Below are 15,308 nucleotides of genomic sequence, written 5' to 3' on the forward strand. Positions count from 1 at the left end.
CCACCTCCAGTTAAAATTCTACGTCGCTTGCCATTAACTTGAATTGAAATACAGAGGCAACAATAATGACGATCCCTAAAGCGAACGATTCTGCTGCTGCAAGGCCAAATTGGTAATATTCAAATGCATGTACATAAATTAAATAAGCAATTGTTGTGGTTGCAAAGTTCGGCCCGCCTTGTGTCATTAAATAAATGCTCATGAACACTTGGAATGAAGTAATGATGCCCATTACGAGCAAATAAAGCGTTGTCGGCTTAAGCAATGGCAATGTAATATTAAAAAATTGTGATAAAGGACTGGCATGGTCAATGTCTGCCGCCTCATACAGCGATTTAGGAATACCTCCGAGGGCAGCCAAATATAAAATGACACCGGCCCCATGCCCAGTCAGCCAGCTCATTAAAATGAGGGAAAATAAAGCAGTGTTTGAACTGCCAAGCCACATCTGCGGATCAATCCCAAAGAGGCCGAGTATCATATTCACGAGGCCCATATTCGTCGGGTCATAAATCCAAAACCATACGAGCGCCATCGTTACGCCTGAAGCGACTGTCGGCAAGTAAAGAGATGCCTTAAAAAAGGTTTGCATTTTTTTGCCGCGTGGAAAAATCAAAACGGCTAGCACTAATGTGATCGCGACGCTCACAGGCACAGTCGCAATTGTAAAACTAAATGTATTGCGCATCGACTTCCAAAATACATCATCATGAAGCATCGTTTTATAATTGTCCAACCCGATAAAGGCAGAACCCATTACATGGTATTGTTGAAAGCTCATAATAAATGCGTAAATGACGGGAATGAGCGTAAACAGCAAAAATACGAGAATCGGCACAGCAATAAACAAATAGCACCAGCCGTAATTACGAAAAAACAAACGCCATTTCGAAGGCGGCTGAATCGTCATAGCCATGGATGTTCCTCCTTTCCTTAAAGAGAGGGGGAGTCCCCCTCTCTCAGCCTGATGCTTTAAGGTTTGAATTGCGCTGATTCGGCCTCTGCTTTAAATTTTTCCAACGCTTGTTCAGGCGTTGTTTCACCATTCATTAATGCTTGGAATGTCGGCACAACGACTTGCGTATTAAACATATCGTCTTTGGCCGCTAGCTCACTGTTGATGTTGTTAGGCGGCAAGACTTTGCCTGCTAAACGTTGGGCAGCCCGTTCATTCAGTTCAGAAAGAGGCAAGTCGTAATCAGCGGCTGCTTGTTTATGGACAATCGGCAAAGCGAGCGCAGAAGACGCTTGCCCGATCGCATCCGCTCCAGCTAAATGTTCCAGCACTTTGACGCTGTTTGCAATATGCTCTTCCGTTGCCCCTTTTTGCGTAAACAACAAATAGCCTTCTGCCCCGCCTCGAGCTACTTCTTCTTGACCTTCATTATGCGGCGTAGGCAATAAGACAACTTCGATTTCCTCGCCGTCAATGTCGCCGTTTCGGATATCTTCGTTGCGTTTCTCTGCACTTGGTTCAAAATAAGGGATAGCCCTGCCATAAAAAAGCGCTTGGTAATTGTAAAACATTTCATTCCGTTTCGCCGCGTCAATTGCTGCCGTTTCATTTGGCATGATGCCTTCCTCACGAAGTTTGACAATAAACTCCAACGCTTCTAAAATCCGCTCGTCTGTCCAAGCGATTCCGTCCTCCGTCATCCGGTAAGGAAGGCCATTGTTGCGGGCAAGATGATCAAGCAGTTCCTCGTCAACGCCTTGGAATACAAATCCGTATTGGCGGTCGCCATTGTCGTTCGTTTGCTCGCCGATGTCAGCAAGCTCATAAAATTCATCCCATGTCCAGCCTTCATTTTGAATTTTCTCATAATCAATTCCGTATTCCTCTAACAGCGCTTTATTCCCGCCCCATACATGAAGGTACTGATAGAGAGGAAGGCCGTACAAAGAACCTTCAATCCGCATATGATCGAGCGCAACAGCATCATAGTCAGCTAAATCAATATTAAGTCTATCGTCCAGCTCTACTAAAAGCTGTGTTGCTTTGTATTTTCCGAGTGCTTTGCCGAAATACAAGTCAGGCGGACTGCCTGTGTTTAAAGCAATATCAAACTTTTGCTCTCCTTCTGCCCAGGAAAGGATCTCATACTCGATTTTTATATCAGGATTGGCATCTTCAAATTCGGCTATTGACTCTTTCAATTCGCTTTCATACTCTTCATGTACTGGGTATGTCCAGACTGTGACTGTGTCCGTTGAATTGCTTGCGTTTCCGTCTTTTCCTGTTTCTGCGCTATTGCAAGCGGCTAGCGATACAAGTAAAACACTTGCTGCTGTAGTATAGAGCAGCCATTTTTTCATATGCTTTCCCCCTTAAAACCGATATTTACATTGATTGATGACGAAGCCATCACCTCCCGTCATCGCTTACCGATACAGGTAAGCGGCCATTTGCCTCGCCACGGCCAAATAAGTATGCTAAAGCTGCCACAACTGCTGGCTCCGTAGGCTCATAGGTGGCCACAAACGTTAACGAGTTGGACACGAAGCGATAGTCATAAGGATTTTGCGTCGCCACAATAATTGGCTTATGCCCTTTCGCCATTAATGCGTGAATGAATCGTTGCTGGTAGGGCGCTTGGGCAATATTCGATGTGGCCACAATGATTTGCTCATAAAGATCTGCCTCAGCTAAACAGCGCTCCCATTTTTGGCTTTCATCGTCAAATGCGATTGCTTTTGCCACTGCCGCTTGTTTATAGAGCGCCTCTACAAGTGGATGATCTTCATCCTGCCTTTCTTCTGCAGGTGTTCTATGCTGAACGTTCCCATAAAATAGCAGCACTGGTTGATGAGGGGATAGCTTTCGCTCGCCAATTGCGGTCACCCCGTCAGCATAAATGGTATTTGCCTCGCTTTGCCGAAACGTTGATCCGACGTTCTTCAAATCCTCTCGCCGGGGCAGCCGATCCCAAGACAAATACTTTGCTTTTAAAGCATCAATGCGCTGAAACGACATGTCCAGCCGTTTTTGGTCAAATCTCCCTTCGGCAAAAGCCGCCTCTAACGCAGCGACTGTAGGGCGTTGCCTGCTTTCGCAATGTGAGACTACAAGCATATCTGCACCTGCAAGCAATGCGGCCACAGCACCCTGGGCGGTGCCGATCGACCCGGCAATCGCCTCCATTTCTAAGCAGTCTGTCATCAATACGCCTGAATAGCCTAGTTCGTGCCGTAAAAGTTCGGTCATTACTTTATAAGAGATCGTCGCAGGAACTGGCTCCGTCTCCAGTGCTGGGAAATGGATATGAGCGCTCATGATCGCCTCCGCGCCTGCTTCTATACACGCTTTAAAAGGCACAAGTTCCACTTGTTGAAGGCGTTTTAAGCCATGGGGAATGGTCGGCATGGCATGGTGCGAGTCAACAACCGTATCGCCGTGGCCTGGAAAATGCTTCAGTGTAGCAATGACGCCCTCTGCCTGCATCCCCGTCATCATTTCCTTCGCAAAATCTCCGACTTTGCTTGGGTCCTCACCAAATGAACGGACGCCGATCACTGGGTTGTTCGGATTATTGTTCACATCAGCCACCGGGGCTAAGTTCCAGTTAACACCTACAGCGCGAAGCTCTTTCGCCGTCAACTGCCCGACAATGGAGGCATAACGGCGTTTGTGCGTTGCCCCCAGAAGCATCGCTCCTGGCAGCGCTGTTACACCACTTAGGCGGCGTACCGTTCCGTTTTCTTGGTCGACGCAAATCGCCAACGGGCGCTCGTGACCAGCTTCCTTTGCTGCTTTTTGTAAATCGCTCGTTAAGGTCAACAATTGTTCAGGCGTTTCAATGTTACGACTAAACAAAATGATGTTGCCGACATAATGGTTACGGATCATCGCCTTTATTTCCGGCGTCGCTGTTGTTCCATGAAATCCAAAGACTAGTAACTGTCCAAGCATTCTTTTTTGTTCTTCATCCATGGCCTTCCCTCTCCCTTAAGCCGTTAAAAATGGCCTGTAAAACGGCTTTCTTGTCCTTTTGCTAGCTGTTTTGCGGAGCGATCAAGCACCGCGCCATCGACAGGAGGAATGTCACATCGTCCCAAGAGGGAGCGTTACTCTTTTTCCATAAGCAGCTTTCGTTCCCTTTCTATCATCCTATCAATGAAAATAGGCTTTTATGCCTCCCAATCAAACGATGTGCCCCACCCGAACATGGCCGCTTTTCTTATATTATTTTCCGCTTACCTAGAGGATTATCGCATCCTTTTATCGAACCAATTGTCCCTAAGAATGGATTTCACGTTTGCGCTTAGGGGCACCAAACAGCGCAGACGGCTCAGCCTTAAACAAATCGGAAATGGCGAGGGCCACATACAAACTCGGAAGCCTAGACCCTTGTTCAATCATTCCATAATAACTTTCCGTGATGATGATGTCGTATCTTCTCTTCAACAGACTAACGACCTTTTGTTGAGACCAGTTTCTGCTTTTTCGTAAGGAAATTAATTGATCCCTTTTGCACAATGTGATCACTCCCCAACATGTTGTAGTTTCAGTTTACCCAACAAATAATTGGCAGTCAATAGAATGACACAATAAAAAAGAGTGCAAATTTAAATAAACAGTTGAGTAAATTATTGCGAACATGCAGGAAGGGTATGCTTATGATCGAGCTGAATAAACGATTGCGCGAGTTGCGAAAGGCCCACCAGTTAACCCAACAAGATGTTGCTTCCTTTCTCGGCATTACCGAAAGTGCATACGGCTTCTATGAGCAAGGCCGGAACGAACCTTCCCTTCGCAAGCTAAAACAGCTTGCCGAAATCTATCACGTTTCCATTTCTTATCTTGCCGGAGAAACAGATCGTATCAATGAACAAACGCAGCGCTATTATTTTAAAGATTTGGATAAGGAAGAGCAGGAATTTTTAGAGGAGCAGTTGAAGTTATTTAGAAAGATTCGAAAAAACAGACGATGCAGTGACCTCCAATGAAAATAAGTGCATTTAGAGGTTTACCATTTTACAATTTGGGGAACAAAGCATATAGCACGAATCCCTATTAAAAAGGAGTGGTCAAAAACATACAAAAAGAGACAAGGTATGTCCTTGCCTCTCATAACGAATTTGTCTAACGCATTAATGTTTTAGCGAATTATAACGAATCTGTTGTCTATCCCTATAATATTTGAGACTTATCTACAAGTCAACCCTTAAGATTCGACAAATCTCCACCTAAAACATCACTACGCTTTCGACAAGGGTGCAAGCCAACTGCGCCCTTGTTCTGTTAACGCTAGACTTGGTTTAATATCCCCATTCTTCAATTCTTTGTTTTCAGTGCCAAGCAGCTTTTCTACTTTCAATAAATCAATCAGTTCACTCGCTGAATTGGCAGGAATGCCAAACTTGATCGAGAATTGGTTTCTCAACCACGGCGCCCCTAAATACAATTCATTTTCCGAGCCAAAGCGTTGTTCCCATTCCTCGACAAAACGAAGGGCATCCAGTTTATAGGATTCCAAATGGTACTCCTTGATTTCTAGTTGCAAAAAGTCACGCAAGTCCTCGCTATAATGGGAGTAATTTGTAATATCCGTATGTTTTGGCGCTGCCTCTGATAAATAATAAAGTTCCACACGTTTCCCTTTATACATCAGCCTGCTCATAATCGGAACCATATCGCTATCCGCTGTGACAAATACATAACAAGAAATGTTCTCGTCTTTATAAGTGCTTTCAATTGCGTCTATGCAAAGTTCAATATCCGACGAATTTTTGCGGGAATCGCCTTCCTTATCGTTTGAATAGACGTGGCGTATTTGGACGCGCTGCTTTTGGAGATCAGTCAAGCTTGAACGGATTCTCTGGAAGTCCGCATAAGCGCGAAACGTGCGGACTTGGTTTTGCCCGTACCGGTCCCATAAACAATTAAATAAATTCTTTTCCTGCTCTTCGTGGTTAGGGTTGTGGTTGTACCGGTTCATTAGCGTCCAATACACATTGTCATAATCAATAAAAATCGCTACATTGTTATGGTCTTTTGTTTTAAACATATCTTCTCTTTCATCTGTGTGTACTTTGCTCATTCCGCTAGCTGCCTTGCGCGATTTCTCGCTGTCCTCCCAAGACAGCCTCCCTCCTATTCATTCCATGAGGACGATGTTTTGTTCTGCTGCCACGAATGGTCTGTAGCTCTAGTGTACGATAAAATCCAGAAAAAGCCTATGAAATTCTGGCTTGTTCACTTGGGCAAATCGTTTGTCTTCATAGCCAGCAGTCAAAACAAAACAATCCTGTTCCAATCTATGCAAAAACAACGTGCTTCATACGTTGTTAAAAAAAGCTTGACAGTTTATCTGTATCAAGCATATAGTACACATAGACGCTCATGTATGAATTACTTAATACATACACACAAAAAGAGGTGACTTATGCGATTTCTATCGTTGCTGCATTTTGAATGGAAGCGTGTGTCCAAGATGTATTTTTTCCTTTTCGGCCTTGTCTCCGCGATCCAGCTAATTGCGATTTATGTCTTGGCCTCAACGCAGGCTGCCCACTTCACAAACGAAGCTTTAATTACAAACGTATCACTTAAGCAAATTGCCGAGTCCTATTCGATTCGTTGGGAGTACTTGTACAGCGAACTTCCTATTATTGGTTCGATAATGATGGCGATTGCAATCATGCTCGTTTATTCGTTGCTTATTTGGTACCGTGACTGGCTCGGTAAAAACAACGTCATCACTCGGCTGTTAATGTTGCCAATCAACCGTGCTCAATTATTTGCAGCTAAGCTGTTTTTACTATTTCTACTCGTTCTTGGTTTAGTCGCGCTGCAAATTGTACTAGCCGCAATTGGCAACAAAATCATTGAAGCAGTTGTGCCGAGTGAACTCTTTCTTGCTCCGTTAACAATGGCGCAAGTGATGCAAACGAACAGGTTATTTGGCTTGCTCATTCCCCTCGACCCATTTGTATTCGTCCTTGCTTATGGCCTAGGTTTTGCCTTTTTAACGGCCTTGTTTTCCGCCATTCTCCTTGAACGCAGTTTCCGTATCAAAGGAGCATTGTTAGGAGCGCTTTATTTGGCTTTTGTCTTTTGGTTGAACAGTTTCTTTTTTATCGGTGACTTATATGGACGTGTATTCCCGTCAGAAGCACTATTGATAGCTGTAGCAACGGGATTGACGACGGTCGTGTTGTCTTCCTGGCTAAGCATTTACTTAATCCGGAAGAAGGTGAGTGCCTAATGAACCATTTTAGTACGAAACGCTACATGGTGTTGTTCGTATTTATTGCGTTTTTGTCAGTGACCATCACCTACTTCTATGTAGCCATTTCCGATCGTTTAAACATTGAACCGATTCCCTTTGAGTGGGAAACCATTTCCGGCGACGAATCGTATTTAGAAAGAGTGCAGCTAAGCGGTTACTTGCAGAAAAGTCAAGATTCCACAAGCAATTCGCTTTTATTTGAAACAGACGGGCACACTGTCGCCTTTGGCGAACCATTGTCATGGCTTGAACGCTATGACGCAGGATATGACCCTTACTATGACCGCATCGCGTTTGAACATCGGTCTTTATTTCGACCACTTGTTCATGATTTGTATACCTACATTGACGTGAATGACGAAAATAACCAGGTTGCTGCTATTAGCCTCACACAGGATCAACAGGAAATGTTGATTACAGTCCTTGAGAACAACACAGGCGATTCCATGCAAGCGACCATTTCTGTTGACGGACTTCAAGACGAAGAAACAGGTTATATTTCTTACGCTTATGTAGAAGGCAATACTGTTTCCGTCATTATGGAAACAATGACGGAAACGCCAACGGGCGAGCGCTTTTGGTTTTATGTAATTGACTTAGAGAAACAAGCCATTATACAAAAAGCCAGCCTTGCCGATTTGGCAACCGATTCGGTTGCCAGCAGCAGTGCCTACGTATTTTTTGATTTTAAACAGCGGCCAGCGGTCATTTTGGACATCGATGGATCGCTCGCTTTTTACGATTTCAAAACGAACCACTTGTCAGAAATCGACACAAGCAATGGACAAAACATGATCAATGCTTCAGAAACAGAAGACGGCAGTGTCATACTGTTAGGGGGAACGGACGAACAAATCGTCTACCGTTTTGAAACGGATTCTCCAGATAAGATCACTCAGATCGGTGAACTGCCAAAGGTACTAACCGAAAATGAAGACCACTATATAGCTGGTTTCACTGAGGAAAACGGCTTTCTTCACTTGCTTATAGACGAAACGATGCCAGAAGAACATCCGATTGTTTCCAGCTATAGTATTTACACAGTTAAACTAGAAGACGGACAAATCCTCTATCATGGGAAAACCGAGTATAGAACCGAAAATGGATATCTTCATTTCCATAAATTGGAACGTGCATAAAAAGAAGGGAGCGCTTGATGAACATTCAATTTAACACCCGCGAGCCCGTTTACGCACAAGTTATCCGCTACTTTAAGGAGCAAATTGCTACCGGAAAGCTTGTTGCCGGGCAGGAAATCCCTTCGCGCCGCGAACTAGGCGCGACTTTAAAAATCAATCCAAACACAGCGCAACGTGCCTATAAAGAAATGGAGGATCAATTGTTGATTCATACTGAACGGAACAAACCTAGCCGGATTACGTATGACCAAGACGTACTTGACTCCGTCCGTGATGAATTAATCCAGGAGTCAATTGATACATTTTTGCAAGCAATCCGCACCATCCAAGTTCCGCTCGACGAAGTCATTGCCATGATCCAAGCTAGCTATAAGGAAGGGGAAACGGAACATGATTGAAGTAAAAAACGTCTCGAAGAAATATGGCCGCAAAGCTGTGCTGCATAACGTCTCGTTCATCGCCAAACGCGGGGAAATTACTGCGCTAATCGGCATTAATGGCGTCGGCAAGACGACTGTCCTGAAAATGATTGCGAATTTAACTCCATTAAGTGGCGGAGAAATTAAGATCGACGGCAGCACACTTTCGCCAAAGGGATATGAAACATTGACATTCATTCCTGACGTCATCCCGATGCCGCCCTCAATGACGATTGACAAAGCAATTGTTTTTATGCGCGACTTTTATAAAAGCTGGAACGATGAGCGCGCCAATGAACTCGTTAAATTCTTTAAGCTTGATCGTGCGGCAAAAATTGCTGATTTATCAAAGGGGAATACAGCCAAAGTAAACCTTCTCCTTGGCCTATCGTTAGATACACACTACGTGCTAATGGATGAGCCGTTTTCGGGCATTGATATTTTCAGTCGCGAACAAATTACCGATTTGTTTTCCAGTGGCTTTCTCGAAGATCGCGGCGTCATTATTACAACTCATGAAATCAATGATATTGAACATTTAATAGACAAAGTCGTTTTTCTTGATGAAGGGCGTGTCCTTAAGCAGTTCGATACAGAAGAAATGCGCCTAGCTGAAGGGAAGTCGATTGAAGATGTAATGCGTGAGGTATACCAGTCATGAAAAGCTATTTAAAATTGTTTGATTTTGAACTGAGGCGCGTCATGCCTTTGTTTCTCGGGGGGCTCGGCTTGTTTGCACTCATGCAGTTTGCCGTCGTCTTCATCTACACGCAAACTACATTAAACGAATATAACGCTCATTTGGCATCTGGCCGAACTGCTGCCGAATTCTTAATGGAAAACGGCCCTATTTCGATTAGTTTGTTTTTGTTCAGCCCCCTTTATGTAGGTCCGCTGATCTTCCTATTTGGCGCACTATTTTGTTACGCGTTGTTGATTTGGTATAAGGAGTGGTATGGCAGCCACCCTTTCATACACAGGCTGCTCATGTTGCCAAACAGCCGGATGCACGTTTATTTTGCTAAACTATCGGCCATTGCTTTCATGGCGATCGTTGTTTATGCATTCCAATTGTGTTTGTATCCACTCCAAGACTTGTTTTTATCGCTGCGCCTGCCAAATGAAATTTTAGAAACAGGCAATTTGAATGCCACACTTGATTTTGTCTTTATCCATGTGTTTAACACTGAAAACTACTTTATGGATCTGTTTATCATGTTTGGCTGTGGGCTATTCGCATTAACAACGATTTTTACAATGGTTTTAATTGAGCGGTCTTTTCGTTTAATAGGGATTGCCTTTGCGCTTTCTTATGGGGGAGTCGTCCTATGTGCGGCGACCGTCCCTCTCGGAATGCTGTCAGGGCAAATTTATGATTCGGAGCGTTTCTTTGTGGGGATTGCGCTAGTCACTCTGTTAATCGCCATTAATCTTCTGCTGTCCAGACGGCTCATCGCCAAATATGTGACGGTGTAGGAGGCTTATGATGAAACGATATTGGTATAGCGTGACATTAGTTGTGTTTAGTATGGTCGTCTTTAGTTGGTTGGCTTTTAGTTACACGTTTAAGCAGCAAGATATAAAGGAACTCGCCGATGGCATCGAGCTTAAAACGATATCTGGCTCTGAAGAAATCATTGCAGGTTTTGGCATAAGAGGGCAAAACGAAAGGAATTATGCTGTCCCTTTGTATGGAAAGCTAAACAAGCCTTCCTTTCTTGAATCGCTTGATGAGCACCCAAATCCGGCTATTAATGAATTGCAAAAACAGTTCCGCTCCTTTTTTAGAGGAAAAGATACATGGAACTCGTTATACGTAGATCAAGATTTTATTGTCCATATTGACGTTCCCTCTCAGTTTCATCCGATCGAAAAAACACGGTCACTTCAAATTAGCTGGCTCGACCGCTCGGAAGGGCAGTCGTTGGACTTTCGCATAGAAACCACGCCATCTAAGCAAGTTGACTTGGTTGATGTTCAGATCCGCGATTCGCTCTTGCATATTGCATTGCTCGAGTCCGTTGGCAACAGCGAAGTCGTTTCTCTTTATAAAATTGATCCGGGAAGCAAACAAATCGAAGAACGCCAGGAACTTGCCCATTTCAGTGGGTCTGAAGAATACGTAAGTACGATAAGCAAAGCCGATATTTATCTAGATTCATACCCTTTTAGCTTTTTCTCGCCGAACAGCTATTTAACTTGGGCGATTGAACACGTATCTCCAGAAGGCGACACAGAAATTGAACAAGTTTATTCGTATAGCTATGATAGCGAAGAGCTTAATGTCTTGTCTGAAGACAATAATAACAGCGAGGAAGTCCAGCAAGCATTGGCGATGAAAGACATGGTCAAGTATGAACATTTTCAAGTCGGGAATGAGCTTATTCTTTTACAGCAGGATGGAAGCAATTTATCCTATCATCTTATCGATTTAGAAAAACATGATGGTCGGCTTCCTGAAGCAACCACTTTTGAAATCAATGGGGAAATCGCTAGCGTTGCCTGTAAAGACGGCGTGTTGTATGTGTTTACTGTGGATCAAAACCACCAAGACATCCTTGCCTATGTTAAAGCCATTCACTTAAGCTCCAACGAAGTCGTCTACGAAGGGCAATTCGTCAATACAAGCGATTCGTTCATCTCATTTAATTGGCTAGACGTGTACTACGAAGGGCCACTATAAAACGACAAATGGTTAGGCAGTTGGGAAATTCGATTTCTCAACTGTCTACCTTTTCCTCGCTGACCAAGGCATCCCCTATTTTCCCACTCTTTCACCAATACAACGGCACCTGCGATGGCAAGAAGCTTTGTATGTGGCGTTATGAAATCGCTTTCCTCACACAGGCAAGCTTTGAGAGAAATAGTAAAAAACAATAAAAAAAGAGCATCTTTTTAGACGCTCTTACTCATTAGTTCCCGCCACTCTTGGACAAATTCTTTTATCTATGAATCATTGTTCTTGTTTTCGATTTTACGCTTCGTTGCTTAATAAGGACAGTCGCTGTTTTAGTTGCCCCTTGCCGTTTGCGCACAATCGACGTATTGTTTAGCGAGTGCCGTCAAACGTGGCCAATCGCGGGCAGCAATGATGTTTTTGTCGAGCAAAGAGCCTCCTGCACCGACTGCGACTGCACCAGCTTTTATAAACGAGGCTAAGTTGGTTAAATCAACGCCCCCTGTCGGCATCATCCGCACCATCGGCAGTGGCCCTTTCACTGATTTGATAAAAGAAGGCCCAACGCAATCAGCAGGAAACACTTTCACGACATCGGCGCCCCATTTTATAGCCTGGTACGCTTCTGTAGGCGTAAATACGCCAGGAATGACAATCGTCTCCCTCCGTTTCGCCACTTCAATCGTACCTTTGTCGAGAATAGGGGCAAATACAAACTTAGCCCCAGCGTCAATGGCCGCTTCAGCTTGTTCTGAACTTAGCACTGTACCGGCACCGACGACAGCACGATCGCCAACGAGCTTGCTTAAGCGCTCGATCACACCTAAAGCATCGTCTGAATCGAGCGTAATCTCTAAACCACTAATGCCACCCTCAATAAGAGCACTGGCAATGTTTTCAATGTCTTCGACAGGCAGCTTTCTCATAACAGCCACTACCCCAGAAGACAAAAGCTTGTCTAAACTCATATGGAAACCCTCCACAGTTGTCTTTGTACTTGGATCTTCATTAGTATAGGAGCTTAATGCAAACGTTGTCAATCAACAAAAACGCGATCACGAAATCAAATAATCGGTTGCCGTTTGAAATCCTTGTTTTTTTGCGTAGGCTAAATCGAATTCCTCATCTACATGCATGCAGCACACAACAGACCGGTTCTCTTCGGGGACAAGTTCGATCAGCTTACGTAATGACAAGTGGACATTTCCTGGATAATCGGCCGTGCATGTGTCTTGGTAAAAGACGTCATATTGTCCTGCTTTTAATTTTTGCAACACGTCGGCGCTGATTGCATTGGCATCGCCGCTATAGTAGATATGATTGCCTTTCGCGTTGATTTCGTAGCCAAAGCAAAGCAGATTTTCAGCATGCTGGACTTGTACGGGTATGAGTTCGATCCCGCCGCACCCTTCGTACATATAGGCATCCTTTATTTCTTGCCAAAAGACATGGGTATCATCTACTCCATTTCCTTTCAACACTGCCTTGATCGCCGGCAGCAATGCTTGAGGCGCTAGCACTGTTACTTTTGCTTGAAATGCTGGTTCCATTTTAAAATAGGAATAAAAAATCAAATCGCCAAGGGAGCCTATATGGTCAGGGTGAGTATGAGTCATGGCGACATGTATCGTCTCAACCCCGTCTAATACATAAAACGATTGCAGACGATGAAACGTCGAGCTGCCGCAATCAATCAAAAAGAGCTTACCGCCCTCTTTTGCCATTATGCCGTTATTGCCTAGTTTTGTATGAAATGCGCTGCCACAGCCAATAAAAGTAAACACGAATACACCTTCCTTTCTTTCTACTAAAATATCACAACTTGCCGTTCTCACCAACTAGCCGTATAGTGGAAAGCGAACAACCTTTTATATAGAAAGGTGTGCGATCGAATGAAAATTAAAAGCGGGGTTGAACAAGCTGTTTGCATCCTTGTCATTTTAGCAACGCAAACGGGGCAGCAACATGTCAAAAGCGATACCATTTCCGCCCGTCTCCGCGTGTCTCCTTCTTATTTAAAGAAAATTATGCGCAAACTTGTCATCAGCAAGCTCATTACGAGCGTCCCTGGCAATAGCGGTGGCTTTGCCCTCGCCAAATCGCCTGAAGCGATCACCATGCTTGATATTCTTGAAGCCATTGAAGGAACAAGCCCGTTCTTGCAGACGGAAGGCTTAATTCAATATGTTTTCCCTGAGATTCCTGCAGCAGAAGCCGGTTCAAAACGGCTTGAAGCCATTTTTCTGGAAGCGCAAGAACAATACATGGCTAGCTTGGCCAAGACCACATTGGCAGAAGCGATTCATCAGACGTTAAACCGAGAAAAGATCGAGCTCGTTGACTGGAACCGCGCCCTCGGTTCTCCTGATATTGCCCAATTAAAAGAACAGCGAAATCGCTAGACAGACAGGAGGGTTGCTATTTTTCGGGCCAGCTTACTGTTTGCTGTTCAAACGTTTTCGTAACTGATAGAAATAGGCGACAATCCGCATCAACCATTTTGGCACTCGTTTCGGAAAATAATATTGGCCATAATGGCGCTCATACCCTCTTTTTAAGTCTTGCCATTGTGTGCATTGCTTTTTTTGAGAAAAACGAGCAATATCAATTAAGCGGACAGCGCCTGTTTCTGTCAACAGCAGGTTATGCAAGTGGATGTCAGACGGATTTAAGCCGGCCCTTCTTGCCAATTCAAGGGCCTTGTCGACTTGGGCAACGTGGTCCCTTGTAATCGCCACACCTTCTGCTAAGCAGTCAAAAAACGTTTTTCCACGAATGAAATCCATCACTAAGTATCCTTCACCGGCTTCGTAAAGGCGAGGAAAAAAAGAAATACCCGCTGCTTTCTCATAGTTGCGTGCCTCTTCCATCGCCAAATGCTCAAACGGCGGATAAAACACTTTGATCGCCCGCTGTTCCCCTATTATTTTGAAAACGTAAGCACTCCTGCCCTTGCCGATGAGTTCCCAGTTGGCAGGAGTGTTTTTTAGCGCTATCTTCCCGCCTTGTTTGACAAATACAATGTTGGCCAATTCATCTCTATAGATTGTAGACGTCTCCGCATTCATCGCTTTTTTGACATTCGCTTTGCCAACTCTTTTTTGATACCCGGCAAAAGATGTTTTTGTGCTTGTTTGACCCCTTCCCGTACCGCTTTCGATTTTAGTAGCTTTGTTAATTTCGACATAACCGATCTCTCCCTTAGTTTTCTAGTGGACGCCGCAGGCAAAAGCACGCAAAAAAGACCTTTGCCCACAGCATGGACAAAGGTCTCGCAAGCAGCGCATGAAGCTTGAGCTGCCAGCAGTGCCGAGGATTGCTCCTGTAATGACGACAGCTGCTTTTATGCTACTCCCCTTTGGGAATTTCCTATAGATTTTGTTTAACTATACGATATCCTTGTGTTGGCTGCAATAGAATCCATGCTTTCACACAGAGTCTTTACAAATCGTTTACGTTTTGTTGTTGAGTCCCACTTAATGCAAATGCTTGGTTTCGTTCCGTTCTTTTTTGCGGTAAAAATAACCCCAATAGACGCTAGCCACCATTCCCGGTACAGCAGCAATCGCTGCCGCTCCCCATAAATCGCCTCCTCGCAGCTGACCATCGGCCCAAAAATAGTGGAAAAGGTAGCGTAAACCGGCGCCAGCTCCGCCGCCAACAAGAGCCCCAAAAAGCAAAAATCCAGCAATAATCAACAATGTGTGTCGTTTCATGTTCGTTTCCTTTCTAACTAAAGGTGTTACCTTGCTATTTCACGTTTGCTGTTTGTTTAAACATCATAAACGCACGGCAAAGAACTCCTATGCTAAACTAGAAAGAGGAATTCACACTGTACCTT

Annotated in this window: 18 protein-coding genes; 8 read left to right on the forward strand and 10 right to left on the reverse strand. The window is 44.3% G+C overall.

The window, feature by feature from the left end; genetic code table 11:
* Positions 1–10: 10 nt before the first annotated feature.
* From V5G21_RS04185 to V5G21_RS04200, 4 genes are all read right to left on the reverse strand, one after another.
* Positions 11–916: a carbohydrate ABC transporter permease gene (locus V5G21_RS04185; protein WP_082111841.1), complete on the reverse strand. Its 906-nt coding sequence runs from the start codon at positions 914–916 to the stop codon at positions 11–13.
* 56 nt (positions 917–972) lie between these two features.
* The gene (locus V5G21_RS04190) at positions 973–2,316 is read right to left on the reverse strand and encodes an ABC transporter substrate-binding protein (protein ID WP_011247967.1); all 1,344 of its coding nucleotides are present in this window, start codon (positions 2,314–2,316) and stop codon (positions 973–975) included.
* A 49-nt stretch (positions 2,317–2,365) separates the two neighbouring features.
* Positions 2,366–3,931, reverse strand: a complete 1,566-nt coding sequence (nagZ, locus tag V5G21_RS04195) for a beta-N-acetylhexosaminidase (RefSeq protein WP_011247968.1) — start codon at positions 3,929–3,931, stop codon at positions 2,366–2,368.
* A 306-nt stretch (positions 3,932–4,237) separates the two neighbouring features.
* Positions 4,238–4,405: a hypothetical protein gene (locus V5G21_RS04200; protein ID WP_235360755.1), complete on the reverse strand. Its 168-nt coding sequence runs from the start codon at positions 4,403–4,405 to the stop codon at positions 4,238–4,240.
* 212 nt (positions 4,406–4,617) lie between these two features.
* Here V5G21_RS04200 and V5G21_RS04205 point away from each other — a divergent pair, with 212 nt between their 5' ends.
* Positions 4,618–4,947, forward strand: a complete 330-nt coding sequence (locus tag V5G21_RS04205; RefSeq protein WP_095254870.1) for a helix-turn-helix domain-containing protein — start codon at positions 4,618–4,620, stop codon at positions 4,945–4,947.
* A 251-nt stretch (positions 4,948–5,198) separates the two neighbouring features.
* Here the strand turns inward: V5G21_RS04205 and V5G21_RS04210 are convergent, their stop codons facing one another.
* Positions 5,199–6,041, reverse strand: a complete 843-nt coding sequence (locus tag V5G21_RS04210; RefSeq protein ID WP_011247970.1) for an NYN domain-containing protein — start codon at positions 6,039–6,041, stop codon at positions 5,199–5,201.
* Between the two features lie 345 nt (positions 6,042–6,386).
* Between V5G21_RS04210 and V5G21_RS04215 the strand changes: the two genes are divergently transcribed.
* The 6 genes from V5G21_RS04215 to V5G21_RS04240 are packed head-to-tail and all read left to right on the forward strand — an operon-like array spanning position 6,387 to position 11,473.
* Positions 6,387–7,208, forward strand: coding sequence for a hypothetical protein (locus tag V5G21_RS04215; RefSeq protein WP_095254871.1), 822 nt, complete (start codon positions 6,387–6,389; stop codon positions 7,206–7,208).
* A complete protein-coding gene (locus tag V5G21_RS04220; RefSeq protein ID WP_063608547.1) occupies positions 7,208–8,371 on the forward strand; it encodes a hypothetical protein in 1,164 nt (387 codons plus the stop codon). Before V5G21_RS04215 ends, V5G21_RS04220 begins: the two co-directional genes overlap by 1 nt.
* A 17-nt stretch (positions 8,372–8,388) precedes the next feature.
* Entirely contained in the window at positions 8,389–8,769 is a 381-nt protein-coding gene (locus tag V5G21_RS04225) for a GntR family transcriptional regulator (RefSeq protein WP_011247974.1), read from the forward strand.
* The gene (locus V5G21_RS04230) at positions 8,762–9,451 is read left to right on the forward strand and encodes an ABC transporter ATP-binding protein (RefSeq protein WP_011247975.1); all 690 of its coding nucleotides are present in this window, start codon (positions 8,762–8,764) and stop codon (positions 9,449–9,451) included. Before V5G21_RS04225 ends, V5G21_RS04230 begins: the two co-directional genes overlap by 8 nt.
* Positions 9,448–10,266, forward strand: a complete 819-nt coding sequence (locus V5G21_RS04235; protein ID WP_035202808.1) for a hypothetical protein — start codon at positions 9,448–9,450, stop codon at positions 10,264–10,266. Before V5G21_RS04230 ends, V5G21_RS04235 begins: the two co-directional genes overlap by 4 nt.
* A gap of 10 nt (positions 10,267–10,276) precedes the next feature.
* Positions 10,277–11,473 carry a hypothetical protein gene (locus V5G21_RS04240; protein WP_095254872.1) on the forward strand — a complete coding sequence of 399 codons (1,197 nt, stop codon included), beginning with the start codon at positions 10,277–10,279 and terminating at the stop codon, positions 11,471–11,473.
* 326 nt (positions 11,474–11,799) lie between these two features.
* Here the strand turns inward: V5G21_RS04240 and V5G21_RS04245 are convergent, their stop codons facing one another.
* Together V5G21_RS04245 and V5G21_RS04250 are read right to left on the reverse strand one after the other, a co-directional pair.
* Entirely contained in the window at positions 11,800–12,435 is a 636-nt protein-coding gene (locus V5G21_RS04245) for a bifunctional 4-hydroxy-2-oxoglutarate aldolase/2-dehydro-3-deoxy-phosphogluconate aldolase (RefSeq protein ID WP_011247978.1), read from the reverse strand.
* 87 nt (positions 12,436–12,522) lie between these two features.
* Positions 12,523–13,251 carry an MBL fold metallo-hydrolase gene (locus tag V5G21_RS04250; protein ID WP_338465239.1) on the reverse strand — a complete coding sequence of 243 codons (729 nt, stop codon included), beginning with the start codon at positions 13,249–13,251 and terminating at the stop codon, positions 12,523–12,525.
* A 108-nt stretch (positions 13,252–13,359) separates the two neighbouring features.
* Between V5G21_RS04250 and V5G21_RS04255 the strand changes: the two genes are divergently transcribed.
* A complete protein-coding gene (locus V5G21_RS04255; RefSeq protein WP_338465240.1) occupies positions 13,360–13,869 on the forward strand; it encodes an Rrf2 family transcriptional regulator in 510 nt (169 codons plus the stop codon).
* A 33-nt stretch (positions 13,870–13,902) separates the two neighbouring features.
* Here the strand turns inward: V5G21_RS04255 and V5G21_RS04260 are convergent, their stop codons facing one another.
* The 3 genes from V5G21_RS04260 to V5G21_RS04270 form a co-directional block, all read right to left on the reverse strand.
* Positions 13,903–14,535, reverse strand: coding sequence for a protein kinase family protein (locus V5G21_RS04260; protein WP_338465241.1), 633 nt, complete (start codon positions 14,533–14,535; stop codon positions 13,903–13,905).
* Positions 14,532–14,654, reverse strand: a complete 123-nt coding sequence (locus V5G21_RS04265) for a hypothetical protein (RefSeq protein WP_257006216.1) — start codon at positions 14,652–14,654, stop codon at positions 14,532–14,534. Before V5G21_RS04265 ends, V5G21_RS04260 begins: the two co-directional genes overlap by 4 nt.
* Before the next feature lie 289 nt (positions 14,655–14,943).
* The gene (locus V5G21_RS04270; protein ID WP_011247982.1) at positions 14,944–15,183 is read right to left on the reverse strand and encodes a hypothetical protein; all 240 of its coding nucleotides are present in this window, start codon (positions 15,181–15,183) and stop codon (positions 14,944–14,946) included.
* Positions 15,184–15,308 lie beyond the last annotated feature (125 nt).

Origin of the sequence: Shouchella rhizosphaerae (assembly GCF_036700015.1) — a bacterium.
GTDB classification, from domain to species: Bacteria; Bacillota; Bacilli; order Bacillales; family Bacillaceae_D; genus Shouchella; species Shouchella rhizosphaerae.

Coding starts and splice junctions, on each gene's coding strand:
- V5G21_RS04205 (WP_095254870.1), top strand. CDS start 4,618: ATGATCGAGCTGAATAAACGATTGCGCGAGTTGCGAAAGGCCCACCAG.
- V5G21_RS04260 (WP_338465241.1), bottom strand. CDS start 14,535: ATGAATGCGGAGACGTCTACAATCTATAGAGATGAATTGGCCAACATT.
- V5G21_RS04215 (WP_095254871.1), top strand. CDS start 6,387: ATGCGATTTCTATCGTTGCTGCATTTTGAATGGAAGCGTGTGTCCAAG.
- V5G21_RS04235 (WP_035202808.1), top strand. CDS start 9,448: ATGAAAAGCTATTTAAAATTGTTTGATTTTGAACTGAGGCGCGTCATG.
- V5G21_RS04225 (WP_011247974.1), top strand. CDS start 8,389: ATGAACATTCAATTTAACACCCGCGAGCCCGTTTACGCACAAGTTATC.
- V5G21_RS04255 (WP_338465240.1), top strand. CDS start 13,360: ATGAAAATTAAAAGCGGGGTTGAACAAGCTGTTTGCATCCTTGTCATT.
- V5G21_RS04185 (WP_082111841.1), bottom strand. CDS start 916: ATGGCTATGACGATTCAGCCGCCTTCGAAATGGCGTTTGTTTTTTCGT.
- V5G21_RS04230 (WP_011247975.1), top strand. CDS start 8,762: ATGATTGAAGTAAAAAACGTCTCGAAGAAATATGGCCGCAAAGCTGTG.
- V5G21_RS04265 (WP_257006216.1), bottom strand. CDS start 14,654: ATGTCGAAATTAACAAAGCTACTAAAATCGAAAGCGGTACGGGAAGGG.
- V5G21_RS04210 (WP_011247970.1), bottom strand. CDS start 6,041: ATGAGCAAAGTACACACAGATGAAAGAGAAGATATGTTTAAAACAAAA.
- V5G21_RS04220 (WP_063608547.1), top strand. CDS start 7,208: ATGAACCATTTTAGTACGAAACGCTACATGGTGTTGTTCGTATTTATT.
- V5G21_RS04190 (WP_011247967.1), bottom strand. CDS start 2,316: ATGAAAAAATGGCTGCTCTATACTACAGCAGCAAGTGTTTTACTTGTA.
- V5G21_RS04270 (WP_011247982.1), bottom strand. CDS start 15,183: ATGAAACGACACACATTGTTGATTATTGCTGGATTTTTGCTTTTTGGG.
- V5G21_RS04240 (WP_095254872.1), top strand. CDS start 10,277: ATGAAACGATATTGGTATAGCGTGACATTAGTTGTGTTTAGTATGGTC.
- nagZ (WP_011247968.1), bottom strand. CDS start 3,931: ATGGATGAAGAACAAAAAAGAATGCTTGGACAGTTACTAGTCTTTGGA.
- V5G21_RS04245 (WP_011247978.1), bottom strand. CDS start 12,435: ATGAGTTTAGACAAGCTTTTGTCTTCTGGGGTAGTGGCTGTTATGAGA.